The sequence below is a fragment of the Streptomyces fulvoviolaceus genome (assembly GCF_000718165.1).
Lineage (GTDB): Bacteria > Actinomycetota > Actinomycetes > Streptomycetales > Streptomycetaceae > Streptomyces > Streptomyces fulvoviolaceus.
Genome location: NZ_JOEY01000050.1, coordinates 52,677 through 76,657 on the forward strand (window position 1 = coordinate 52,677; position 23,981 = coordinate 76,657).

Genomic DNA, 23,981 nt, shown 5'->3' on the forward strand with positions numbered 1-23,981 from the left:
AGGCCCAGTCGAAGTCGATCCCCCTCGGCCACACTTCGCCACGCAAGCGAAGCGATGTTAACAACCGTCACACCGGTTCCGGTAGCGAGTTGGCGGCACTTGGCGGCACTCGGTGGCACAGAGAAGGGCCCGTACGACCGAAGTCGTACGGGCCCTTCAAAAGCAGGTCAGTCAGTGTCAGCCGTTGCGCTTCCAGCGCGGCTTGTCGTCGCGGCGGCCGAAGGAACCGGTGCCGGTGCCCGTGCTACCACCGCGGTGGTCGTCACGACGGCCCTGCGGGCGGTCGTGGCCGCCGGCGCGGAAGCCCGGGCGGTCGCTCTGGCGGTCGCGGTTGAACGGACGGTCGCTGCCACGGTGGCCGGACGGACGGTCGTCGCGGCGGAAGCCGCCACGGTCGTTGTCACGGTTGAAGCCACCCGACGGACGGTCGTCGCGACGGTCGAACGAACGGCCACCACGGTCACCACCATCGCGGCGGTCATCGCGGTTGAAGCCACCCGACGGACGGTCGTCACGGCGGTCGAACGAACGGCCACCACGGTCACCACCATCGCGGCGGTCGTCCCGGCGGAAACCACCCGACGGACGGTCGTCGCGACGGAAGCCGCCACGGTCGTTGTCACGGTTGAAGCCACCCGACGGACGGTCGTCACGACGGTCGAACGAACGGCCACCACGGTCACCACCATCGCGGCGGTCGTCCCGGCGGAAACCACCCGACGGACGGTCGTCACGGCGGAAGCCGCCACGGTCGCCATCACGACGGTCATCGCGACGGAAACCACCCGACGGACGGTCGTCGCGACGGTCCCGGCGCTCGTAGTTGCCCCGCTCGTCGCGCTGCTGACGCGGACGCTCGTACGAAGAGGACTCCTCGCGCACCGGCGCCTCGGCGACGGACTGCTCCGCCATCGCGGCCTCCACGACGGCGGCGGCCTCGGCCACCGCGGTCTCCGGGTCGTCGCCCCGCTCGCGCGCGGCACGCGCGACCAGACGGTCGGCCTCCTCGCGGAGCTCGGTCGCGCGCCGGGTGGCCCGCTCCAGGTCCTTCGTGAGCTGAGCGACATCACGCTCGGCCTGCTGCGCGGCGTCGCCCGCAGACTGGGCCTGGACCTCGGTCATCGAACGGGCGCCGGTGATCTCGGCGACCTCGGGCTCGAAGGCCGTACCGGAGTTGATGATGTGACGCCCGGCGTCGACGCCCGCGTCCTCCATCAGCCGGAAGATCTGGCGGCGCTGGTGCGGCAGCGAGAGGGAGACGACCGTGCCGGTGCGACCGGCGCGAGCCGTACGGCCGGCGCGGTGCAGGTAGTCCTTGTGGTCGCCGGCCGGGTCCACGTTCAGGACCAGGTCGATGCCGTCGACGTGGATACCGCGGGCGGCCACGTCGGTCGCGACGAGCGCGTTGACGTAGCCCTTCTTGAAGTCCTCCAGCACGCGGGTACGCGCGCCCTGCGTCATACCGCCGTGCAGCGCGTCGGCCTTCACACCGGCGTCACAGAGCTGCTCGGCGATACGGTCGGCGCCCAGCTGGGTGCGGACGAAGATGATCGTGCGGCCCTTGCGGGAGGCGATCGCGGCGGTGACCGGCGCCTTGTCCTTGGGCTTCACGATCAGGATGTGGTGCGACATGGTCGTGACGTTGCCCTGGGCGCTGTCGACCTCGTGCGTGACCGGGTTGCTCAGGTAGCGCTTGACCAGCGTGGAGATCTCGTTCTCCATGGTGGCCGAGAACAGCATGCGCTGGCCGCCACCGGGGATCTGGTCGAGCAGCTCGGTGACCTCGGGCAGGAAGCCCAGGTCGGACATCTGGTCGGCCTCGTCGAGTACGGCGACCTGGACGTTCTCGAGCGAGCAGGCGCCGCGGTTGATGAGGTCGCGCAGGCGGCCCGGGGTGGCGACGAGGACGTCGACGCCGCGCTCCAGGGCGTACATCTGGTTGCTCATGGACGTACCGCCGCAGACGACCTTCATCTTCAGGCCGAGTACGTCGCCGTACGGCTGAAGCGCGTCCGCGACCTGCATCGCGAGCTCACGCGTCGGCGTGAGGATGATGCCGCGGGGCTTCTTCTTGTCGGTGTGGCCGCCGGACAGCGATGCCAGCAGCGGCAGACCGAAGGAGAGGGTCTTGCCGGAGCCGGTGCGGCCACGGCCGAGGATGTCCTTGCCGGCCAGGGCGTCCGGGATGGTCGCGGCTTGGATCGGGAAGGGGGCGGTCACACCGTTCTGCGCGAGCTTGCGCACGACGCCCTCGGGGAGACCGAGGTCCGCGAAGGTGACCGTGGGGGTCTCCTCGACGGGCTCGTTCTCGCCGTTCTCGGGCACGACGATGTGATCAGTACTGGAAATGGACATGCGTATGCGAAACCTTCCGGAGTCTCGTCGGCACGCGCCCGTCAACTCCGTGATTCGCAATACGACCGCCTCTATGCGGTCAGCCACGGTAAGGGGAGAGAACGCGCCACACGGCGCGCTTCTGCTTTGGCGCCGGGCAAATGATCAAACGATCTATAACCATACGCACCCACCACCCATGAAGGCAAACCAAACCCCATGGACGTAGGGCACATCACACTCCTACGGCGACGACGGCACCGATGGCCACGTCGGCACCTACACCGGTGACCCCGCCGTCGGCGCCGGCTCCCGCCCGTCCAGCTGGGCTCCCGTGTCCTCCGAGGACGACGGCTGGGGCACCGAGGGCTCGGGCGTGGGCGAGGCGGGCGGCTCGCTCGGGGTCGGCTCCGGGTCGGGCGTCCGCGTGGGGGTGGGCTGCGCCTTGGTCGGCGTCGGCGCCCCCGGCTTCTCGGTCTTCCCGGGCCTGCCCCCGGCCGAGGCCGACGCGCTCGCCGCCGCGGACGCGGACGCCGAGGGCGACGCCGACTCGTCCTCGCCCTTCTTGTGCTTGCCCTTCCCGTGCTTCCCGTCCTCCCCCGCCGCCCCGAAGCCGCCACCGCCCGGGAGCGCCGACCCGCCGTCCGGTGCCTCGCCACCGCGCTGCCCGGCGGAGTGCGAGGGCTTGGCACCCCCTCCTCCGTCGTCCTCGCCCACGCTCATACAGCCGGCGGCAGCGGCGACGGCCATGACGGTGGCGGCCAGACGAACGGGTACGTACAAGGGGCGCACGGGGCCACCTCCGATGGGCGGGGTGAAGGAGTCAACCTCCCCAACTCCCGCCGCCCACAAGAGGACACGCGAAGTGCTCAGCCGTACCCGAGGGCATGCAGCCGCGCGTCGTCGATCCCGAAGTGATGGGCGATCTCGTGCACCACGGTGACCTCGGTCTCCGCGACCACGTCCTCCCGGTTGTCGCACATCCGCAGCGTCGGATTCCGGTAGATGGTGATCCGGTCGGGGAGCACACCCGCGTACCACTCGCCCCGGTCGGTCAGCGGCGTCCCCTCGTACAACCCGAGCAGCTCGGGATCGTCCGTCGGGGGATCGTCCTCGACGAACACCGCGACGTTGTCCATCAGCCGCGTCAACTCCGGCGGAATCCGGTCCAGCGCCTCGGCGACCAGTTCCTCGAACTCCTCGCGCGTCATCTCCAGCACACGCCCATTGTCCGTTACCCAGGGCCTGCCCGGCGGATCATGTCGGCGTCGCGGGGTCGGCTCGGCCAGGAAGCACCCTCTCTCGCAGCCGACCTGATCCGCCGGACAGGCCCTACGCCCGTACGAGAGTCATCAGCGCGCTCGCATATCCACGCGCGGACTTGGGCATACGGGACCAATGGCCCGCGTCCCCGTCGTAGCCCGGAACATCCTGAACGTGATCCGGAGGCCCCCGCGCGCCCTGGCCCGCCACTACCGCACCCGCCACCCGCTCCCGTCCCTCGAACTGGTCCACCCCCCGCACCCCTGGTCCCGCGCCCTCGGCCTGGTCGCCGTCGTGATCCTGGGCGCCTGGCTCGGCCTGCTGATCGTCGGCAACGTACGGGTCCCGGTCGGCCCCATGAACACCACGATGACCCTGCGCCCGTCCGTCTCCGGCGGCACGAAGATCAACGTCTCGCCGCTCGGCGCGCTCCAGCTGGACAGCCACCACGCGCCCGTCCGCCTCGACGTCAACGTCGACCAGCTCGACCCGGAGCGCTCCCAGGCCCTGGTCGACCACCCCGAGCGTCTCTCCGGCCTCCAGGACGAGGTCGCGAAGGACGTCGAACACGGCACGATGGACCTGGCCGTCCGCTCCTGCGTCGCCGTGGTCTCCGGAGCCACCGCGCTCGGCCTCGCGGTCTACCGCCGCCCCCGCCGCGCCCTCGCGGCCGGTGGTCTGGCCCTGACCCTCCTCGCCGCCTCGGGCGGCACGGCGTACGCCACCTGGAACCCCGAGTCGGTCCTCGAGCCGAAGTTCTCCGGCCTGCTCTCCTCCGCCCCGTCCCTGGTCGGCAACGCCCGCAGCATCGTCACCGAATTCGACGTCTACCAGAAGGAGTTGGCGCGCCTGGTGACGAACGTGACGAAGCTGTACGACGTCACCTCCACGCTCCCCGCCTACCAGCCGGACCCGACCACCATCCGGGTCCTGCACGTCTCGGACATCCACCTCAACCCGGCGAGCTGGAAGATCATCGCGTCGCTGGTGGAGCAGTACAAGGTGAACGTGATCGTCGACTCCGGCGACACCATGGACCACGGCTCGGCCGCGGAGAACAGCTTCCTGGACCCGATCCCGAACCTCGGCGCGCCCTACGTCTGGGTCCGCGGCAACCATGACTCCCTCACCACCCAGCGGTACCTGGCAGGCCTCAAGAACGTCCACGTCCTGGACGAGGGCGACGCCCAGACGGTCGCCGGCCTGCGCTTCGCCGGCATCGGCGACCCCCAGTTCACCCCCGACCGCACGAACCAGCCGGGAGCCGAGGAGTCCCAGGAGGTGGCCGGCCTCCGCCTGGCCCGCGCCCTGCGCGCCCAGACGACCGCGGGCACCTCCGTCGACATCGCCGTCGCCCACGAACCGTCGGCGGCCCGCCAGGTCGACGGCGACGTCCCCCTGGTCCTGGCCGGCCACCTCCACCACCAGGAGATGGAGATCCTGAAGCGGGGCACCCGTCTGCGCATCGAGGGCTCGACCGGCGGCAGCGGTCTGCGCGCGGTGGAGGGCAAGTACCCCGACCCCATCGAGGCCTCGATCCTCTACATGGACCGCGACACCCGCCGCCTCCAGGCCTGGGACGAGATCAAACTCGGCGGCCTGGGCCTGACGACGGCGGAGGTCAGCCGGCACCTCCCGGAGGAGAACCAGCCGGGGGCCACTCAGACCCCGAGCCCGAGCGGGTCCGCCCCCTAGGGCGGCGTGGACTGCGACTATTCGGTTTGGTCCCGGCCCGAACGCCGTAGTACAGTCGCGCCGTACCGGCCCTCATCGTCTAGCGGCCTAGGACGCCGCCCTTTCAAGGCGGTAGCACGGGTTCGAATCCCGTTGGGGGTACTTCATCTCATCGCGCCGAGCATTCGGCGCAGCCGCGGGGTACCGAGCGCGACCGCCGTACCGACCGCGAGGACACATCCCCCCAGCAGCAGGAAGTACGCCGCCAGGGGCAACACCGCGGTCAGCCGGAACAACTGGCCTCCCACCACCACACCCACCGCGCCGAACAGGCCGTTCACCGCGAGCAGTCGGCTGGTGCTGCCGGGCGGTGCGACCGCGGCGGCCAGCGCCAGGCCGGCCGGTGCGAGCGCGATCTCGCCGCAGGAGTAGAGCAGGTAGACCAGCAGCAGCCAGTACGGGCCGACCGGGCCGTGCTCGGCGAGCCGGGTCGCGACCGCCATCAGCACAAAGCTCAGCCCGGCCGCGATCAGCGCCCCCGCGAACTTGACGGGCACGTCGACCCGCGGTCCCGCACGCCGCCAGAGGCGGGCCACGAACGGGGCGGCCAGCAGGACGAAGAGCGGGTGCACGGACTGGAACCAGCTGGCGGGGACCTCGAAGCCGAGCACGTCCCGGTCGGTGTGGCGCTCCGCGAACAGACTGAGCACCGAGCCGCTCTGCGCGAAGATCATCCAGAACGCGGCCGAGGCCGCCATCAGCGCGGTGAACCCGGCCAGTTGGCGCCGGTTCCCCTCCCCGGGCGGGGCGGCCCGGCGCAGTGAGCGCAGGTACCAGAACGGGAGGGTGACCGTGGTCAGGCCGAGGACGGCGAGCACCGCGGGCAGCGGCAGCAGTCCGAGGGACGCCGGTACGACCAGCAGCGCGGCCACCGCCCCCGTGGCCCCCGCGGCACGCCTGAGCATCGCGGCGGCCTCGGCGTGCGGCACCGGGCGGGCGGGACGCGCGCCCACGTCTCCGTACCGGCGCCGGCCGAGGGCGAACTGGACCAGGCCCGCCGTCATGCCGACCGCGGCCGCGGCGAAGCCCAGGTGCCAGGCGACGCGCTCCGCCAACAGGCCCGTGACGACGGGGGCGACGAGCGCGCTGACCTGGATGCACAGGTAGAAGAGCGAGAAGGCGGCCTCACGGCGGCCCGCCCCGTCCCCGCTGACCCCCGCGACCATCGCCGCCATGGCCGGCTTGACCAGGCCGGTGCCCGCGACGACCAGCAGCAGCCCGGCGTAGAGCGTGCCCGGCACCGGGACCGCGAGGACCGCGTGGCCGCAGGTGATGAGGACCCCGCCGAGCAGGACCGCCCGGCGGGCGCCCAGCACCCGGTCGGCGAGCCAGCCGCCGGGCAGGCCGGCCATGAAGCTCAGCGACATGTACGCCGCGAAGACCGCGGTGGCCGTCTGCGGGGCCATGCCCATGCCGCCGCGGGCCTCGAAGGCGGTCAGGTACAGCACCAGGATCGCCGCCATGCCGAAGAAGCTGAACCGCTCCCACAGGTCGACCGCGAGCAGGGTGCCGAAGCCGGGTCCGCGACCGCGTCCCGACCGCACCGCCACGGCGGGGGTGGCGGACACGCTGGGGAGGGCGGAGGCCTCGGAGGGCCTCGGTGCGCCGGGCGCCGTGGGGGTCCGAGGAGCTCCGGAGGCCACGGAGCCCGTGACGGCCCGAGGAGCTCCGGAAGCCCCCGAGGCCGCGAAGACCCCAGAAGCTCCCGGGACGCCGGAGGCCGTGGGCGTGGTGTCCGGTGAGGCCGCGAAGACCCCAGAAGCTCCCGAGACACCGGACGCCGTGGGCGTGACGTCCGGCGAGGCCGCGAAGACCCCAGAAGCACCCGAGACACCGGACGCCGGAGGCGTGACGTCCGGAGAGGCCGCGAAGACCCCAGAAGCACCCGAGACACCGGACGCCGGAGGCGTGACGTCCGGAGAGGCCGCGAAGACCCCAGAAGCACCCGGGACACCGGAGGCCGTAGGCGTGGTGTCCGGTGTTGGATCCGGCGGGGTGCGGGAGGCATCCACCGCCGGTCACCGGGCCGGTTTGAGTGCCGCTCCGGCCAGCATCGCGAGGCTCGGGTCGGGGGTGTCCGCCGGTTCGGGGCGCCACAGCGGGGCGCGGACCACGCCGGGCTCCAGGAGCTCGAAGTCCCCGAAGAGTGCGGCGAGTTCACGGTTGTCGCGCCAGATGACCTGGCTCACCGCGCCCCGGTACTGCTCGGCGGCCTCCGGTGCGGCCCGCGGGACCTCCTCCGCGCCGGCGTGCGAGATCACCAGGGCGCTGCCGGGCGCGAGCCCCTCGGTGTACTGCCCGACCAGGGCGAGCGGGTCGTCCGAGTCCGGGACGAAGTGCAGTACGGCGGCGAGGATCAGCGCGACCGGCTGCCCGAAGTCGATCAGCCGGCGGGTGTCGGGCGCGTCCAGGATCTCCCGGGACTTGTAGAGGTCGCCCTGGAAGACGGCTGCCCGGGGTTCGTCGGCCAGCAGGGCCCGGCCGTGCGCGACGGCCACCGGGTCGATGTCGACGTAGACGACCTTGCTGTCCGGGTGAGCGGCGAGGGCCACGTCGTGCACGTTGCCCTCGGCCGGGATGCCGGAGCCGATGTCCAGGAACTGGCGTATGCCGAGCGCCGACAGCTCCCGTACCGCGCGGCGCAGGAAGGCGCGGTTGGCGCGGAGCGTGGCGGGGAGGTCCGGGTTGCCGGCGGCGACCTTGCGGGCGAGCTCCCGGTCCGCCGGGAAGTTGTGGGTGCCGCCGATCCAGAAGTCGTAGACCCGGGCGATGCTCGGGGTGTCGATGTCGACCTCCGGGGGCGCCCAGGCCGGGCGCTCGGTGTCCTGCTGTTCCACGGGTGTCTCCTCCAGTAGCCGGTAGCCAATAGGTGGGGCGGGTGGGCTGTTACGCCGTGAACACCGGGAGTTCCTCGAGGCCGCGCATCATCAGGCTGCTGCGCCAGCGCAGTTCGGCCACGTCCACGGCGGGCCGCAGGGCGGGGAAGCGCGCGAAGAGGCGGCTGATGACGATCTGCCCTTCGAGCCGGGCCAGCGGGGCGCCCAGGCAGTGGTGGATGCCGTGGCCGAAGGCGACCGAGGCGCTGTGGGACCGGGTGACGTCCAGGCGGTCCGGGTCGGAGTAGCGGGCCGGGTCGCGGCCCGCGGCGCCGAGCGAGATGGTCACGAACTCGCCCTCGGGGATGACCACGTCACCGACCTCGACGGGTTCGGTGGTGAACCGCCAGGTGGCGTTGGTGACCGGGCCGTCGTAGCGGAGGAACTCCTCCACGGCCGCGGGCCACAGGGAGGCGTCCGCGGCGAGCTGCTCGCGCACCCCGGGATGGGTGAGCAGGGCGAGGGTGCCGTTGCCGATGAGGTTGACCGTGGTCTCGTGGCCGGCCACCAGCAGCAGGAACGCCATGGAGATCAGCTCGTCGGACGACAGCTGGTCGCCGGCGTCCTGGGCGTGCACGAGGTCGGTGAGCATGTCGTCGGCCGGTTCGGCCCGCTTGGTCTCGATCAGCGCCTTCAGGTAGGCGATCATCGACGCGCTGGCCTCGCGGACCTCTTCGGTGCCCGCGCCGGAGACGAGCAGGTTGGACCAGCGGCGGAAGGCGGCCCGGTCGTCCGGAGGCACTCCGAGCAGCCAGCAGATGACCGTGAACGGCACCGGGAAGGCGAGGGCCTCCATCAGGTCCACCTCGGCGTGCCGGGCGACGGCTTCCAGCAGTTCGTCGGTGAGTTCGGTGATGCGGGGCCGCAGGGACTCGACCCGGCGTGCGGTGAAGGCCCGGCCGACGAGTCGGCGCAGCCGGGTGTGGTCCGGCGGGTCGCTGTCGAGCATGTGCACGCTGAGGACGTGCGGGAACTGGCTGCGCTCGCCCGACTCCGCCAGGAACTCCCGCTGTTTGTCGGGGTCGGCGAAGTTGCGCGGGATGAGGTCCTTGCCGACCCGCATGTCCTTGCTCAGCCGGGGGTCGGCGAGCAGCTCCCGGGCGTGCTCGTAGCCGGTGACCAGCCAGGTGCGCAGTCCGTTCGGCGTCATCACGGGCACGGCGGGGGCGGTCTGCCGCAGCTCGGCCAGCGCCTCGTGCGGGTTCTGGTGGAAGGCGGGTGTGAACAGGTCGGCCGGCGGGGTGTCCGTGCGGGCCATTCTCAGGCTCCTTCCGTGGCGAGTTCGGTGGCGGGTTCCGTGACGAGATCGGTGGCGGGTTCCGTGACCAGTTCGGTGGCGGGTTCCGTGGCGTGGGCGAGGTCGGCCGCGCCGGTCCGGTCTCCCGGGTAGTGGGCGAGCTCCCGGTAGATCTCGAAGGGGCGGTCCCGGCCGGTGTCGCGGAACTGCCGTAGCGGGGCGGTCTGTTCCTTGTGGGCGGCGCCCTTCTCCCAGGCGGTGAACGCCTCCCAGTCGGACCAGCGGCTGACCACGACGTAGCCGCGCGGGTCGCCGAGGGCGTGCAGCAGCTTGTTGCCGAGCAGCCCGGCGGTGCCCGCCATCCGACGGCTGGCCTCGTGGTACGCGTCCAGCACCGGGTCCGGGTCGTCGCTCAGGTGGTAGAGCACCACCTCCACGGCACCGGAGGCCACTTCGGAGGTCACGACGCGGCGCCGGGGAGGGCGGCGACGACGTGCATGGTCGTCATGGAGCCGCCGCTGCGGTACGGGTGCAGTTTCTGCCGGTGTTCCAGATGCCGGTCGCTGGTCTCGAACTCGCGGAAGCGCGGCTCGTCCACCCAGTCGCTGACGATGTAGTAGATGCCGTTCTCCTCGGCGCTGCGGGACAGCCACTGGCCGAGGTTGGCGGGGTGCGCGGTGACCGAGTCGCCGACCTCCAGCCAGACCTTCTCGAACTCGTTCTCGAGGTCCGGCTTGATCTGCATCCGCAGCATGACCCGGAACACCTGCTCGGACGGCTCGGACATGTCAGATCCCCCCGTCGACGTTGAGGGTCTCGCCGGTGATGTACGCGGCGGCGTCGCTCAGCAGGAACAGCACCGGGCCGGCCAGTTCGTCCACGGTGCCGAGGCGGGCGAGCGCGGTCTTGCGGGAGTAGGTGGCCCGCAGTCCGTCGGCGCGGTCGGCGGGCATGGTGGCGAAGGCCTCGGTCTCGATGACGCCGGGGGCGACCACGTTGACGCGGATGCCCTGCGGGCCGAGTTCCTTGGCGAGCGAGCGGGTCAGCCCGATCATGGCGGCCTTGGCGGCGGTGTAGTGGGCGCGCAGCGGGATGCCCGCCGCGGCGCCGCGCGAGCCGATGTTGACGACCGAGGAGCCGGCGCCGAGCAGCGGCAGCGCCTGCTGGATGATCCGGTAGGCGGCCGTGAGGTTGGTGTCGAGGATCCGCGACCACTCCTCGGCGGGCAGCTCCGCGAACGGGATGTGGCTGATCACGCCCGCGTTGTTGACGATGCCGTCGAGCCGCCCGAAGCGGTCCTTGGCCTCGCCGACGAGCCGGTCGACCTCGGCGGTGTCACCGACGTCCGCGCGCAGCACGTGGTGGTCGCCGGCGGTCTCCTTGAGGGCGGCGGTCAGGCTGTCGACGGCCTCGCTCTCCTGCCGGTAGCAGGTGAGGACGTCGGCGCCGGCGCGGGCCGCGGCGAGGACGATGCCCCGGCCGATGCCGCGGGTGCCGCCGGTGACGATCAGTTTCTTGCCGTGCAGTGCGAGTTCCACTGGGGGTACCTCCAGGGCTGGGCCGCGGCTCACACGCAGCCGTCGACGTGGATGTTCTGGCCGGTGACGTACGTGGCGTGGTCGCTGACGAGGAAGAGCACCGCCTGGGCGATGTCGTCGACGGTCCCGAGCCGGCCGAGCGCGCTGAAGGAGGCGAAGGTGGCGCGCTGCCGTTCGGCCTCCTCGGCGGGCAGTTCGTCGAGCGCCTCGGTGTCGATCCGGCCGGGGGAAACGGTGTTGACGCGGATGCCGCGCGGCCCGAGTTCCCGGGCCAGCGAGCGGGTCATGCCGATGAGCGCGGACTTCACGGCGGTGTAGTGGACGCCGCCGGTCATGCCGATGAAGGCGACCGTGGAGCCGATGTTGACGACCGACGAGCCGGCGCCGAGCAGCGGCAGGGTGCGCCGGGTGACCAGGTGGGTGGCGGTGAGGTTGCCCTGCAGGGTGGCGGCCCACTCGGCCGGGCCGAGTTCGTCGTACGGCTGTGGGCGGAAGGTTCCTGCGTTGTTCACTACGGCGTCCAGCCCGCCGAGGCTCGCCTCGCACTCGGCGGCCAGCCGGTCCACGTCGGCCTCGTCGGCGACGTCGGCGCGCAGCACCTGGTGCTTGCCCGGGGTGCCGGCGAGTTCCTCCTCCAGGGTGGCGACGGCCTCGCCGGGGGTGCGGTAGCAGGTGACGACGTCCGCGCCGGCACGGGCCGCGGCGAGCACGATGCCCCGGCCGATGCCGCGGCTGCCCCCCGTCACCAGGAGCCGCTTGCCCTCCAGTTGGCGGCCGGCCCGGGCCGCGGTCTCCACCTTGGCCTTGATCAGCCGCATCTGGACGGCGGTGTTGCGGTTGAGCCGGGCGGTCATCCCGGCGTCGTCGATCGGGGCGCCGGGCTTCATCGCGAAGTCCTGGATCCAGCGCATCCGTACGCCGCCGGGGACCTCCTCGTACTCCCAGCGGATGTTCATGTACGCGAAGGCGCCGGTCTCGACCCGGCGGGCCACGACGGTACGGGTGACCGGGTCGGGGGTGCGCTCGGAGACCCAGCTCCAGACCGTGCCGTTCTCGTCGGGGTGCAGGGCGAGCCGGAAGGTGACGGTGTCGCCGTCCTGCCCGAGGATCTCGGCGGAGGCGTACTCGCTGAACAGCCGCGGCCAGGCGGCCACGTCGTTGGTCATCGACCACACCAGGTCCATCGGTGCCTCGACGATGACCGCGTTGTCGGTGTGTCCTGGGTGTCCTGTGTGTTCGGCCATCAGACGCGGGCCTCCCTGAGCCGGGTGTGGACGTAGGCGAGGGCCTCGGCGGGGCTCTGGGTGTGTGCGAGGTCGCCGTCGGGGATCTGGATGCCGTATTCGCGTTCGATGCGGTTGACGAGTTCCAGGAGGGCGAGGGAGTCGTAGCCGAGGTCGGCGAACGCGGTATCGGCGAAGTGGTCGCCGTCGAGGTCGGTCTGCTCGTCTACGCCGGCGCTGGCGCGGAGGATGCGGCGTAGGTCGTCGAGGGTGAACTCCGGCATGGGAAGCCTTTCGTGGGTTGTGTGTCGGCTGCGGGTGGGTGGGGGCTGGACGCGCCCACGCGGCGGAGCCGCATATCGATACAGCCCCGCGCCCCTGATGCGGGCTGCGCCCGCATGTGTCGGTCGCCTGCGGGTCCGGCGGGGGCTGGTCGCGCCGTTCCCCGCGCCCCTAGGCGGGCTGCGCCCGCAAGGGTCGGTCGCCTGCGCCCACCAACAGCGCTGACGTGAAGCCGCCGTGGCCGCGGGCCAGTACCAGGGCCGTGCGTGGGTCTGTCTGGCGGGGGCGGTCCAGGACCAGGTCGATTTCGCAGCCTGGGGCCGGGCGGCCGAGGCCCGCGGTGTGGGGGACCACGCCCGCGCTCAGGGCGAGCAGCGCGGTCGCCACGTCCAGTGCGGCGCCGCCGGCGTAGAGGCGTCCCGTGAGGGTCTTCGGTGCGGTCACCGGCACTCCGCCGGGGCCGAAGACCTCGGTGATCGCGCGGGCCTCGGCGAGGTCCTCGGCGGGTACGCCGGAGGCGTCGGCGAAGACCATGTCGACGGCGTCCGGGGTGAGGCCGGCGTCGGTGAGGGCGCGGTGGATGACGGAGACCAGTACCGAGTGGCGGGCGGCCGTACCGTCCGCCGTGGGGTCGAAGCCCGCCGCGTAGCCGAGGAGTTCGCCGTACGACGGGACCCCGCGGGCCCGTGCCGCCTCGGCGTTCTCGACCACGAGGATGGCGCCGCCCTCGCCCGGGACGAAGCCGGAGGCGGCCGCGTCGAAGGGCAGATAGGCGCGGGCGGGATCGTCCTCGGTGGACAGGTGGCCGGTGGACAGCTGCGCCACCAGGCCGTACGGGCACAGCGAGGCGTCGGTGCCGCCGCTGAGGACGAGCCGGGAGCCGGTGTCCAGCAGCCGGCGGGACTGGCCGAGGGCGTCCAGTCCGCCGGCCTGCTCGCCGCAGATGACCCCGCAGGGGCCGCGCATGCCGTGCCGGATGGAGACCTGGCCGGTGGTGGCCGCGTAGAACCAGGCGATCGACTGATAGGCGCCGACCCAGGAGGAGCCCTGCTGGTAGAGGTTCTCCATCTCGTGCTGGCCGAACTCGGTGCCGCCCGAGGAACTGGCCGTCACCACCGCCATCTCGTACTCCGGCAGGGTCGCCGGATCGGCGGCGGCGTCCGCGAGGGCGTCCTCGGCGGCGGCCAGCGCGAAGTGCGTGAACCGGTCGGTCTGCGGCACGAGCCGTCCCGGGACCTGTTCACCGGCCCGGAAGCCGGGGACCTCACCGGCGACCCGGACGGGGTAGCCGGTCGGGTCGAACCGGGTGATCCGGCCGATGCCGCTCTTGCCCGCGAGCACCGACTCCCAGTGCCGGGCGGCACCGATCCCGGTGGGCGCGACCACGCCGATCCCGGTGACCACGGACCGGCCGCGGCGACCGGGGCGTATGCCGGAGGCGCTCATGCCGCCTCCCCGTGCCGTGCCGAGGGCCGGCCCAGCACCATCGCCGTCTGGAAGCCGCCGAAGCCGCTGCCCACGCTGAGCACCCGGTCCATACGGTGCTCCCGTGCCGTCACCGGTACGTAGTCGAGGTCGCACTCGGGGTCGGGGGTGGAGAGGTTGGCGGTCGGCGGGACGACCTGGTGGCGCAGGGCGAGGGCGCAGGCGGCGATCTCCAAGGAGCCGATGGCGCCGAGCGAGTGCCCGATCATCGACTTGATGGAACTGATCGGAACCTCGCGGGCCCGCTGTCCGAGGCTGCGCTTGAACGCGGCGGTCTCGTGCCGGTCGTTCTGCTTGGTGCCCGAGCCGTGCGCGTTGATGTAGTCGATGTCGCCGGGGTCGAGCCGCGCCCGGTCCAGGGCGACGCGGATGGCCTCGGCCATCTCCCGGCCGTCGGGCTTGAGTCCCGTCATGTGGAAGGCGTTGCTGCGGCCGGCGAAGCCGAGGATCTCGGCGTACACGGTGGCGCCGCGGCGCCTGGCGGACTCCAGCTCCTCGATCACCATGACGGCGGAGCCCTCGCCGAGGACGAAGCCGTCGCGCCGCCCGTCGAAGGGCCGGGAGGCGTGTTCGGGGTCGTCGTTGTTGGCGGTGGTGGCCTTGATGGCGTCGAAGCAGGCGGAGGTGATCGGCGACAGCGGGGCGTCGGTCGCGCCGGCGAGTACGACGTCGGCGGTGCCCTCCTCGATGAGCTGGACGGCGTGCCCGATGGCGTCCAGGCCCGAGGTGCAGCCGGTGGAGATCAGCGCCACCGGCCCCTCGGCCCCGGCCTGCCGGGCCACCTCGACGGCGAGGGTGCTGGGCACCATGTGGCCGTAGAGGTGGGGGACGCCGTAGCTGTGGTCGACCAGCCAGTGGCGGCCGCCGTCGGAGAGGACCGCGTACTCCTCCTCCAGGCCCGTGGTGCAGCCGACCGCGCTGCCGATGCTCACGGCGACCCGTTCCGGGTCGGCGCCCGGCAGTTCGATGCCGCTGTCCGCGACGGCCTCGCGGGCGGCGACGACCGCGAACTGGCCGGCCCGGTCCATCCGGCGGACCTCCTGCGGGGTGAGCCCGGCGGCGAGCGGGTCGAAGTCGCACTCGGCGGCGACCCGGGAGCGGAACCCGGCCGGGTCGAACAGGCTGATGCGGCGGGTGGCGGTGCGGCCGGCGGTGAGCAGGTCCCAGTAGGCCTCCCGGCCGTGCCCGCCGGGAGCCACGGCCCCCACTCCGGTGATCACCGCGCGCCGGTCGGCCGGCGTCATCGGGCCGCTCCGACATCGGGGTTGCCCGCGCTCGCGTCGAGCGGCTGCTCGGTGTCGACGTGGCCGAGCTCGGGGCGCGGCGCGAGCGGGGAGAGGTGGAAGACCGCCTCGGCCGGCACGGACCCGGTGTTCACCAGGCGGTGGCGTACCCCGATGGGCACCAGCAGCGAGTCGCCGGGGCCGAGTTCGACCGGGGCGCCGCGGTCCAGCGTCATCTCGAGGCGGCCCTGGACGACGTGCAGGAACTCCTCGGAGTACGGGTGGTAGTGCTCGGTGACGTGGTGGCCGGGGGCCAGCCGCAGCACCCCGCCGAAGCCCGAGGTGCAGCCCACGGTCTTCGGGCTGAGGGTGACGCGGATGTCGCCGCCGCGCTTGGTGTTGGCGGCGACCTCGTTCGCGGCGACCCTGGTGGTGGCGGGGGCGCTCATCGGGCACCGCCGAGGTTCGCGGACCGGGGGGTGCTCGTCTGCGGGCCCTGCTCGGGCGTCCACGAGTAGAACGGCACGGCCATCGCGTCCTTGGGCTCGCGCCAGTCGGGGTCGAAGGGCGAGATGAACTGCCCGAGCCGGGTGTTGATCTCGTTGTAGAGCGGGTGGCTGCGCGCCTTGTACAGATTCGGCGCGATGTCCTGCTCAGCCTCGACCAGATGGAAGTACAGGTTGTGGAACGCGAAGAGCGTCCGCCTCGACACCCCCACCAGATGCGGCAGTTCGGTGCTGTCCGAATCGGCGAAGACCTGCGCGACGCCCTCGGCGTCGGCGAGGTCCATCCTCGCCACGATCAGCGTGCGGTGCACGATGTCCTCCCGGCTTGTCGGTTCTGTGTTCACCCTGGTCGGCAAGGGTCGAGGCGCTCTCGAAGCCGCCTGGAAATCCGCTGACGGCCCGGGAAGTCCGCTGACGGCGGGGGCGCCGGCCCACCGAAGGCCGGACACAACACGAGGGCCCACCGCACCAGGGGTGCCGCGGGCCACCGGGGCGGGGCGCGAGACCGACGGCAGCGATGCGGGCCCCAGTCGCGTCACAGCGCGGGCCACCGGGGGCGAGCACAGCGCACCGACTCACCGGAGAGCGGGCACAACGCGGCGGCCCACCGCACGGGAGATGCGGCGGGCCACAGGGGGCAGGGCGCGGTGGCCGACGGTGGCGATGCGAGCCCCAGCCGCGTCACGGCACGGGCCACCGAAACCGGCACGCCCCGCCACAGAAGACACGGCCCGCCGCAGGGGAAGGCAGTACACAGCCGACAGGACCAGTGCAGGGCAAGGCGGACGGGCACCTCCCGACCGGCCCGCCGCGCGGGAGGTGCAGCGGGCCACAGGGGGCGCGGCGCGGGGCCGACGGCGGCGATGCGGTGCGCAGGCACGCTACGACGCCGCCGCCGGACGCAGCACTGCCCGACGACCGACCCCCGCGGGCGCAGCCCGCATTCAGGGGCGCGGGGAACTGCGCGACCAGCCCCCACCGGCCCGCAGCCGCCCAACCGCCCCGGACACCCCCTCCCCCGGCGCACAGGACACGGCCCCGTCCGACCGGACACAGCACAACGGCCCGCCGCACCCAGAGGTGCCGCGGGCCGCAGGAGCGGGCCTGTTACCGGTGGACCCCGGCCTTCATCAGGGTGACGCGGGAGCCGGCGCGGCCGACGGTGGCCGTCCGGCCGTTCGGTACGTCGGCAGCGGGTGTGCCCCGTAGCAGGAGGATCAGGGCCTGGCGGGTGAGTCGGGGCACGGAGTACAGGGGCTGGGCGCCCGGTGCCAGGTGTTCCCGTACGAGATGGACGTCGACGAGGTACTCGAGGAGCGTCTCGGCGTCACCGGCGCCCGGGCGCAGCCGTGCGATCACCTCGTCGACGCTCCAGCGGGGGCGCTCGCGCTGCAGCAGCAGGTGCAGCAACTCCTGGGAGGGGCCGGGGAGATGCCGGTGGCTGGCGGCCACCGTGGTCATCAACGACTGGGTCCCGGCGGGGAGTTCGAGCAGCATCCGGTGGTTGCCGCGCAGCCGCACCGCCAGCCTCCCCGCCGACCAGCCCGGCCGGGCGGTGAGCCGGCCGGACACCGCCCGGATCGCCAGGGGCAGTCCCTCGCACAGGCCCATCAGCTCGTGCACGGCGGCGGGCTCCTCCTGCCGGGACCGCTCCCCGGCGACCCGGTCGTACAGCTGGAGGGACTCCTCCCCCGACAGGGCGTTGAGCACGATCTTGCGTCCGGTGGACAGGCTGTGCGCCCGGTAGCGGTTGGTGGCGATCACCGCGCAGCCGGAGCCGCCCGGCAGTACGGCACGGATCTGCGAGGCGGTGAGCACGTCGTCGACCACGACCAGCACCCTGCGGTCGGCGGTCCAGGTGCGGAAGAGCCGGCTGAGCTCGTCGAGCCCGGTCGGCTGTTTCTCACGTTGGACACCACACGCGCCGAGACAGGCCGACAGCACGTCGGCGAGCTGCTGGGAGCCCTCGCCCACGGCGGACAGGTCGATGAAGAGCTGTCCGTCGGGGAAGCGCGGGCGCAGCCGGTGCGCGGCACGGACGGCGAACGCGCTCTTGCCGACGCCGGGCGGGCCGTGCACCTCCACCACCCGCATGCCGGTGCTGGCCCGGTCCGAACCGAGGAAGGTCTCGAGCTGGTCCAGTTCCCGGTCCCGGCCGACGAAGTCACCGATGTCGGCGGGCAGTTGGGCCGGTCCGGGCACGAGCCTGCGGGTGACGGGGGCGGCCTCGGTCTTGGCCGGCCCCCTGAGATGACCGCGGTCCGCGAGCACCTCCTGGTGGAGGCGCTGGAGCTGGGCCGAGGGTTCCAGGCCCAGTTCCTCGACGAGATGGCTGCGCAGGGTGCGGAAGGTGTTGAGGGCGTCCGGCCGGCGGCCGCAGCGGTGCAGGGCCCGCATGAGCTGTCCGGCGAACGCCTCATGGGTCGGATGGGCACGGAAGGCCTCGGCCAGCTCGTCCAGCACGGCGTGGTGACGGCCGAGGTCCAGTTCCAAGGAGAAACGTTGCTCTTGAACGCTCTTGCGGCGCTCCTCGAGCTGGGTCGACCAGGCCGACAGCCGGCGTCCGGCAATGACGTCGACCAGGGCGCCGCCCTGCCACAGAGAAAGGGCTTCCTTCAGCGTGCGGGCGGCCTCGTCCCCGGCACCGGTGCGGTGCTGGGCCATGCCCTGCTCGGTGAGCTGCTCGAAACGGTAGGCGTCCACCGACTGTTTGTCGTCCAGGCGCAGTTCGTACCCACCCACCCTGGTCAGGAGTGCGGGGCAGCCGTGCGGCGGACGGGTTCCAAATGGCGCGCCGTGCTGTCCGGTGGCCAGCAGCAGTCTGCGGCGCAGTTGATAAATGTAGGTTTGCAAGGTGGTCAGCGCGCTGAGCGGCGGGTGGTCCTCCCACAGCTCCTCGCACAGCTGGTCCACGCTGACCAGCGAGTTGGCATTGAGCACCAGCAGGGCCAGTACCTGACGCAGTTTGGGGGCCGACGGTGTGACGTCCTCCCCGTTCCTGCGTACTCGCATGGAGCCCAGCAGACCGATCTCTATCACTGCATTCCCCCTGAGTGCGCCGCCTTTGTGGGGTGGCGGCCATCGATGGGCCTGATATTCAACAAGCCTGTCGGTATTCACCTTCCTGCGTCAGTTATTTTTTGGCGAAACATCCACCGCGCCTCCAGGCGGGAAATATTGCCTTTCCTTTACCGGAAATCGCTTTCGCCGAAAATAGGCCTGAATTCAACGAACCTCGCGCGTGGTAAGCACGGAATAAAGAATTCCGTTCCGAATACCACGCTCCCTTTGTCCACCTTGTGTCATCATATTACTTCACACACAAGGATGACAAGGTGCACATTTATTGCAGGCGCAGTTCGACCCGGTAGTCCGCCAGCCACGTGTTCAACTGCAGCACCATCTCCATGCTGGCCCGCTCCACCCACGCGAAGGCGCCGCTGGGTGCCGCCGCCGCGCCCAGCGCCGCACGGGTCGCCTCGGCATCGAGCAGCGGGGCGACCGGGGCCGACCGGTCCTCGGCCACGTCCCCGAAGCGGTAGCGCACGAACTCCCCGTACGCGGCCTCCTGGACGGTCGGGTAGGCGCTTTTGGGCCGGTTGAGCACCCGCTCCGGCAGCAGATCGGCGACGGCGGCGCGCAGCAGGCTCTTCTCCTGGCCGTTCACCCGCTTCAGCTCGGCCGGCACGTTGTAGACGTACTCGACCAGCGCCCGGTCGCAGAACGGCGGCCGCAGTTGCACCCCGTGCGCCATGCTCATCCGGTCCGCCCGGTCCAGATGGGTCGGGGCCCAGCGGGTCAGCGCCAGATACGTCACCTCGCGCGCCCGGCGCTCGGCGGGCCCCTCCCCCGCCAGCCGCGGCACCTCGGTGAGGGCGTCGCGGTAGTGCTGGTCGGCGTACTCCATGAAGTCCAGCTCCTTGCGGAGCGTACGGTCCACCAGCGAGCAGCCGAGACCGCCCGCGGCGGCGTCGTGCCCACGCTCGAAGGAGACCCACGGGAAGGTCGTGGAGTTGCTGTGGCCCGCGTCGTACGCCCAGAAGTAGCCGTTGAACACCTCGTCCGCGGTCTCCCCGGAGAGCACGGCCGGGATGCCGGCGCTGCGCAGGGCCTCGAAGAACAGCAGCAGCGAGACGTCCATGTCGCCGAGCGGGGAGGGCGCGTCCTGGCTGCGCAGGGCGGCGGCGTGGGTCTGCGGGTCGGCGAGCGCCGCGGTGTCGAGCAGGATCTCGGTGTGCTCGGTGCCGATGTGCTCGGCCGCGAGGGCCGCGTAGGGGGCGTCCGGGGTGGCGCGCATGGTCGGATGCGGCTCGAAGTTCTCCGCGTAGCCGGCGAAGTTGACCGAGAACGACCGGAGTGCGCCGCCCCCCGCCGCCCGCCTCTCACGGGCCGCGAGCGCGGTCAGCGCGCTGGAGTCGATCCCGCCGGAGAGCATCGCGCCGACCGGCACGTCCGCGCGCAGATGCGCGGCCACCGCCTCCGACAGCAGCCCGCGCACGGTGGCGACGGTGGTCTCCAGGCTGTCGGTGTGCGGCCGGGCGGGCAGCGACCAGTAGCGCCGGTGACCGGTGCCCGGCGCGCGCACGGTCATCGTGTGGCCGGGCAGCACCTCGCGTGTCCCCCGGAAGACCCCGGTGCCCGGCTTGCGGCTGTGCGCGAACAGCTCGCGCAGTCCGTCGGCGTCGACCACCGGCCGCACCGCCGGATGGGCCAGCAGCGCCTTGGGCTCGGAGCCGAAGACCACCCCGGACGGGGTCAGGAAGTAGCACAGCGGCTTGACTCCCAACCGGTCGCGGACCAACAGCAGTTCGTGCCGTCGTACGTCCCACACGGCCAGGGCGAACAGCCCCTCCAGCCGCTCCGGGAACCTGGCGCCCCACTCCAGATAGGCGTGCAGCGCCACCTCCGCGTCACCGTGCCCGGTGAACCGGTGCCCCTTGGCGGCCAGTTCGCGGCGCAGCTCGGTGTGGTTGGTGATCGCCCCGTCCAGGGTCAGCACGGCCACCGGGCTCCCGCCCTCGGACTCCATGACGGCCGGCTGCGCCCCGTGCTCCGGGTCGAGCAGCGCGAGCCGCCGGTGGGCGAGCGCGGCATGCCCCTCGATCCACTCGCCCGAACCGTCGGGGCCGCGGTGCGCGAGCGCCGCCGCCATCGCCCGTACGGTGGGCGCCTCGGGCGTCAGGTCCCGCTCGAAGTCCACCCAGCCGGCGATTCCGCTCATCGTGGTGTCCTCTCGTTCGCTGCGTGTGAAGTGCCTGAAGTGGAGGCGCTGTCGGAGGCCGGAAGGTGGACGACCTCCACCAGACAGAGCCCGTGGCGGATGACGGCCTCCCGGAACTCGTCGAGTCCCGGCGCCCCTTCGCCGCGCACCGCGATGCCCAGCCGGCGCGGGGCCGCCTCCCCGTACCTGCGGTACAGCTCCAGATAGCCGCGCGCGGTGCGCTCCGCGTCGTCGACCAGCGCGAACCGCACGGTCCGCCGCTGCCCGCGCCAGGTCAGCCAACCCTCCATGCCGCCCGCGAAGTTGTGGCGCCAGCCGCTTCCGGTCGCGACCACCAGCGCGCCACCGAGGCTGTGCACCCCGGCGGGCACGGTGTACGGCCGTCCGCTGCGCCGTCCCGTGAAGTGCAGGAGCGCGAGCCGCTCGGCCACCGGGCCGGGTGCGGGACCGGACAGCAGCTCCCGCATCCGGGCGTCGCCCGCCGCGCGCTCTGGGCCGTCCGGCAGATCGCGTACGACGACGGGGCTCACGTCAGCACCACCGCGGCGGCCGTCAGCGCACAGCCCGCGATCGCGAGGCAGGTGCGCACCAGGTGCCAGTCGCGCCAGGCCGGACGGGGATCCCGCCAGCCGGGGCCCAGGTCCTCGGGCCGGGTCCGTTTCACCGTCCGGTTGATCGGCACGTTCCTGGTCTGCGAGACCACGGCCACCCCGGCCATGCAGAGGGCGGCGGCCGCGAACAGCACCCGGGGGCCGCCCGAGGCCCGGATCGCGAGCCCCACGTCGACGGCCGTGGAGCCGGTGACGATGAACGGCATGATCCGGTCGTAGCGTTTGCCGAGCAGGATGTGCGTGGACACGTACCGCTCCGGCGTCATCGCGATCAGCGCGGGCATCACGCTCACCGCCACCGCGAAGAGCACCCCCGCCACCAGGCCGGTGCCCGTCAGCACCAGCACACTGAAAGCCTCCACCACCGCTTCCGCCCTCCTTCGAGCCTTGCCCCGCACCTCGGGCCTGGAACAGCTCGAACCTGTCAGCCGCACCTCGGACGGCACTCGAATCCCTCTGGGAGAGCGCCCCTTCGCAGAGGCCCCGTTCGCCCGCGCCGTGGGGCCTGTCCGGCGGATCAGGTCGCGGGAAAGCAACGGCGCCTCATCAATGCAGGTGAGCGGGGTCTGGTGCGTCGAGCTGCAAGGCGGAGGAGGGCGGCGACGCGGAGCGTCGGCAACCGACGACAACGCCGCAGATCGGCGTGCCAGACCCCGCGTCCGCGACATGATCCGCCGGACAGGCCCCAGCCCGGTTCGAGGGGGCGGGTGTTGCATCGGCGGCCGAACCCCGAGCGCGAACTCAAGGGCATGCGCCCTTCCGAATTCAGGAGCCGGTATGGCGGACGAGACGACCGAAGTACTCATCGTGGGCGGCAGCATGGTGGGCCTCGCCCAGGCCCTGTTCCTCGCCCGGCAGGGCATCCGGCCGCTGCTGGTGGAACGGCACGCGGAGATCTCGGCGCACCCCCGGGCACAGGCCGCGAGCCCGCGCACCATGGAGCTGCTGCGCGCGCTCGGTCTCGAGGACGCGGTACGGGCCCGGGAGAACCCGCACGCCCAGTACGGCGACATCCTCCAGGCGGAGTCCCTCACCGGGCCCGAACTCGGGCGCTTCGACGGCCCGTTCCGTCACGACCCGACCGACGTGGGCACCACCGGCTGGACGCTGATCGGGCAGGACCGGCTCGAACCGGTGCTGCGGGAAGGGGCCGAGGAGCTCGGCGCGGACATCCGGTTCGGCACCGAGATGACGGGGTTCACCCAGGACGAGGAGGGCGTCACGGCCGTACTGCGCGACGTGTCGGACGGCTCGGAACGGACAGTACGAGCTCGCTACCTGGTGGCGGCGGACGGCTCACGGGCCCCCATCCGCGAATCACTCGACATCGGCCATCACGGACAGGGTGTGTTCGGTCGCCAGATGAACATCATCTTCCACGCCGACCTCGACCCGTACGTGGCGGGCCGCACCTTCTTCCTCTGCTTCGTCAGCAACCCGAAGGTCAAGGGCGTACTCGGCAAGCTCGGCGGCGCGGACTCCGACCGCTGGGTGCTCGCGCCGAGCCTGCCGCCCGGGTCCGACCACCGCGTGTACGACACCGAGGACTGCGTGGAGCTGGTACGGGCCGCCGTAGGGGTCCCCGACCTGCCGGTCGAGGTGGAGTCCGCGACGAGCTGGGAGATCGCCGCGTGGGTGGCGGACCGGTTCCGCTCCGGGCGGGTGCTGCTCACCGGCGACTGCGCGCACGTCATGCCGCCCACCGGGGGGTTCGGCGGCAACATGGGCATCCAGGACGCGCACAACCTGGCGTGGAAGCTGGCGCTGGTGCTGCGCGGGCAGGCGGGTCCCGACCTCCTGGACACCTACGAACAAGAGCGTGCTCCGGTAGCCGAGTTCACCGTCGACCAGGGCGTCATCCGCTACCTCCAGCGCAGCGGCCTCGACGAGGCGGCAGCGGCCCGGCACCGCCCCGAGACCACGGTGTTGTTCGGCCACGTGTACCGCTCGGACGCGGTCCTGCGGGACCCCGGCCAGGACGACGCCTCCGTGGTGGAGGACCCGACAACCCCCACGGGCCGCCCCGGCACCCGCGCCCCCCACCTCCCCCTGGTCCGCCAGGGCAAGGAAGTCCCCCTGCACGACCTCCTGGACGGCGACTTCTGGCTCCTGACCGGCCCCGAAGGCGCCCCGTGGCAGACGGCAGCCGAGTCACAGGGCATCTCCTTCCACCGCGTCGGCACGGAGGAGGACCCGGAGACCGTCGCCCGCTTCCTCACCCGCTACGGCATCGAAGCCGCCGGCGCGGTACTGCTCCGCCCCGACGGCTTCATCGCCTGGCGCACCCCGGGCCCGACGGCCAACCCCACCAAGTCACTGACAACGGCACTGAACACCCTGCTGCACCGCCCCACCACGTAACCCACCCCGCACACACCACGGCCGCGGCGCTCCCCTCCGGAGCACCGCGGCCATTCCCGCCCTGCGGGGGCGCAGCCCCCCGCAAGG

The 23,981-nt window shown here is 72.3% G+C and carries 21 protein-coding genes, 1 tRNA gene and 1 pseudogene; 3 read left to right on the forward strand and 20 right to left on the reverse strand.

Annotation, left to right across the window (positions count from 1 at the left end; translation table 11 throughout):
* Positions 1-177: 177 nt before the first annotated feature.
* The 3 genes from IG08_RS0141540 to IG08_RS0141550 all read right to left on the reverse strand — a co-directional run bounded on the left by IG08_RS0141540 (position 178) and on the right by IG08_RS0141550 (position 3,554).
* Positions 178-2,355 (reverse strand): DEAD/DEAH box helicase, encoded by a 2,178-nt coding sequence (locus tag IG08_RS0141540; protein ID WP_030615763.1) that lies wholly within the window; start codon positions 2,353-2,355, stop codon positions 178-180.
* Between the two features lie 258 nt (positions 2,356-2,613).
* Complete coding sequence (locus IG08_RS0141545) at positions 2,614-3,126, reverse strand: hypothetical protein (protein ID WP_030615766.1); 513 nt, start codon at positions 3,124-3,126, stop codon at positions 2,614-2,616.
* A 77-nt stretch (positions 3,127-3,203) separates the two neighbouring features.
* Positions 3,204-3,554 carry a metallopeptidase family protein gene (locus IG08_RS0141550; RefSeq protein WP_030615768.1) on the reverse strand — a complete coding sequence of 117 codons (351 nt, stop codon included), beginning with the start codon at positions 3,552-3,554 and terminating at the stop codon, positions 3,204-3,206.
* A 178-nt stretch (positions 3,555-3,732) separates the two neighbouring features.
* Between IG08_RS0141550 and IG08_RS0141555 the strand changes: the two genes are divergently transcribed.
* Both IG08_RS0141555 and IG08_RS0141560 read left to right on the forward strand, forming a co-directional pair.
* Positions 3,733-5,292 (forward strand): metallophosphoesterase family protein, encoded by a 1,560-nt coding sequence (locus IG08_RS0141555; RefSeq protein ID WP_030615770.1) that lies wholly within the window; start codon positions 3,733-3,735, stop codon positions 5,290-5,292.
* A 68-nt stretch (positions 5,293-5,360) separates the two neighbouring features.
* A tRNA-Glu gene (locus tag IG08_RS0141560) sits at positions 5,361-5,433 on the forward strand.
* 2 nt (positions 5,434-5,435) lie between these two features.
* Here IG08_RS0141560 and IG08_RS0141565 read toward each other — a convergent pair.
* From IG08_RS0141565 to IG08_RS0141640, 17 genes and pseudogenes are all read right to left on the reverse strand, one after another.
* The gene (locus tag IG08_RS0141565) at positions 5,436-6,899 is read right to left on the reverse strand and encodes a peptide MFS transporter (RefSeq protein ID WP_052425077.1); all 1,464 of its coding nucleotides are present in this window, start codon (positions 6,897-6,899) and stop codon (positions 5,436-5,438) included.
* A gap of 450 nt (positions 6,900-7,349) precedes the next feature.
* Entirely contained in the window at positions 7,350-8,168 is an 819-nt protein-coding gene (locus tag IG08_RS0141570) for an SAM-dependent methyltransferase (protein WP_030615774.1), read from the reverse strand.
* A gap of 49 nt (positions 8,169-8,217) precedes the next feature.
* The gene (locus IG08_RS0141575) at positions 8,218-9,465 is read right to left on the reverse strand and encodes a cytochrome P450 family protein (RefSeq protein ID WP_030615776.1); all 1,248 of its coding nucleotides are present in this window, start codon (positions 9,463-9,465) and stop codon (positions 8,218-8,220) included.
* A 2-nt stretch (positions 9,466-9,467) separates the two neighbouring features.
* Entirely contained in the window at positions 9,468-9,908 is a 441-nt protein-coding gene (locus tag IG08_RS61795) for an antibiotic biosynthesis monooxygenase family protein (protein ID WP_063757826.1), read from the reverse strand.
* Positions 9,905-10,231, reverse strand: coding sequence for an antibiotic biosynthesis monooxygenase family protein (locus IG08_RS0141585; protein ID WP_030615779.1), 327 nt, complete (start codon positions 10,229-10,231; stop codon positions 9,905-9,907). Before IG08_RS0141585 ends, IG08_RS61795 begins: the two co-directional genes overlap by 4 nt.
* Position 10,232: 1 nt before the next feature.
* Positions 10,233-10,982, reverse strand: coding sequence for an SDR family NAD(P)-dependent oxidoreductase (locus IG08_RS0141590; RefSeq protein WP_030615782.1), 750 nt, complete (start codon positions 10,980-10,982; stop codon positions 10,233-10,235).
* A gap of 29 nt (positions 10,983-11,011) precedes the next feature.
* Positions 11,012-11,779, reverse strand: coding sequence for an SDR family NAD(P)-dependent oxidoreductase (locus tag IG08_RS60850; RefSeq protein ID WP_234343100.1), 768 nt, complete (start codon positions 11,777-11,779; stop codon positions 11,012-11,014).
* A pseudogene (locus IG08_RS61800) lies at positions 11,759-12,226 on the reverse strand (SRPBCC family protein); the annotation flags it as partial. The gene IG08_RS60850 and the pseudogene IG08_RS61800, both read right to left, overlap by 21 nt.
* The gene (locus IG08_RS0141600; protein WP_030615788.1) at positions 12,226-12,489 is read right to left on the reverse strand and encodes an acyl carrier protein; all 264 of its coding nucleotides are present in this window, start codon (positions 12,487-12,489) and stop codon (positions 12,226-12,228) included. The gene IG08_RS0141600 and the pseudogene IG08_RS61800, both read right to left, overlap by 1 nt.
* Positions 12,490-12,658: 169 nt before the next feature.
* The gene (locus tag IG08_RS0141605; RefSeq protein ID WP_043456491.1) at positions 12,659-13,933 is read right to left on the reverse strand and encodes a ketosynthase chain-length factor; all 1,275 of its coding nucleotides are present in this window, start codon (positions 13,931-13,933) and stop codon (positions 12,659-12,661) included.
* A complete protein-coding gene (locus IG08_RS0141610; protein WP_030615795.1) occupies positions 13,930-15,216 on the reverse strand; it encodes a beta-ketoacyl-[acyl-carrier-protein] synthase family protein in 1,287 nt (428 codons plus the stop codon). Before IG08_RS0141610 ends, IG08_RS0141605 begins: the two co-directional genes overlap by 4 nt.
* Positions 15,213-15,644 carry a cupin domain-containing protein gene (locus IG08_RS0141615; RefSeq protein WP_030615798.1) on the reverse strand — a complete coding sequence of 144 codons (432 nt, stop codon included), beginning with the start codon at positions 15,642-15,644 and terminating at the stop codon, positions 15,213-15,215. Before IG08_RS0141615 ends, IG08_RS0141610 begins: the two co-directional genes overlap by 4 nt.
* Entirely contained in the window at positions 15,641-16,012 is a 372-nt protein-coding gene (locus tag IG08_RS0141620; protein ID WP_030615800.1) for a TcmI family type II polyketide cyclase, read from the reverse strand. Before IG08_RS0141620 ends, IG08_RS0141615 begins: the two co-directional genes overlap by 4 nt.
* Before the next feature lie 796 nt (positions 16,013-16,808).
* The gene (locus IG08_RS0141625) at positions 16,809-18,713 is read right to left on the reverse strand and encodes an AfsR/SARP family transcriptional regulator (protein WP_158812329.1); all 1,905 of its coding nucleotides are present in this window, start codon (positions 18,711-18,713) and stop codon (positions 16,809-16,811) included.
* 331 nt (positions 18,714-19,044) lie between these two features.
* Positions 19,045-20,922 carry an asparagine synthase (glutamine-hydrolyzing) gene (gene asnB, locus IG08_RS0141630; RefSeq protein ID WP_030615807.1) on the reverse strand — a complete coding sequence of 626 codons (1,878 nt, stop codon included), beginning with the start codon at positions 20,920-20,922 and terminating at the stop codon, positions 19,045-19,047.
* Positions 20,919-21,452 carry a PNPOx family protein gene (locus tag IG08_RS0141635; RefSeq protein ID WP_030615810.1) on the reverse strand — a complete coding sequence of 178 codons (534 nt, stop codon included), beginning with the start codon at positions 21,450-21,452 and terminating at the stop codon, positions 20,919-20,921. The genes asnB and IG08_RS0141635 overlap by 4 nt, the downstream gene beginning before the upstream one ends.
* Complete coding sequence (locus IG08_RS0141640) at positions 21,449-21,898, reverse strand: anthrone oxygenase family protein (RefSeq protein WP_030615813.1); 450 nt, start codon at positions 21,896-21,898, stop codon at positions 21,449-21,451. Before IG08_RS0141640 ends, IG08_RS0141635 begins: the two co-directional genes overlap by 4 nt.
* Positions 21,899-22,310: 412 nt before the next feature.
* Between IG08_RS0141640 and IG08_RS62605 the strand changes: the two genes are divergently transcribed.
* Entirely contained in the window at positions 22,311-23,894 is a 1,584-nt protein-coding gene (locus tag IG08_RS62605; protein ID WP_030615816.1) for an FAD-dependent monooxygenase, read from the forward strand.
* Positions 23,895-23,981 lie beyond the last annotated feature (87 nt).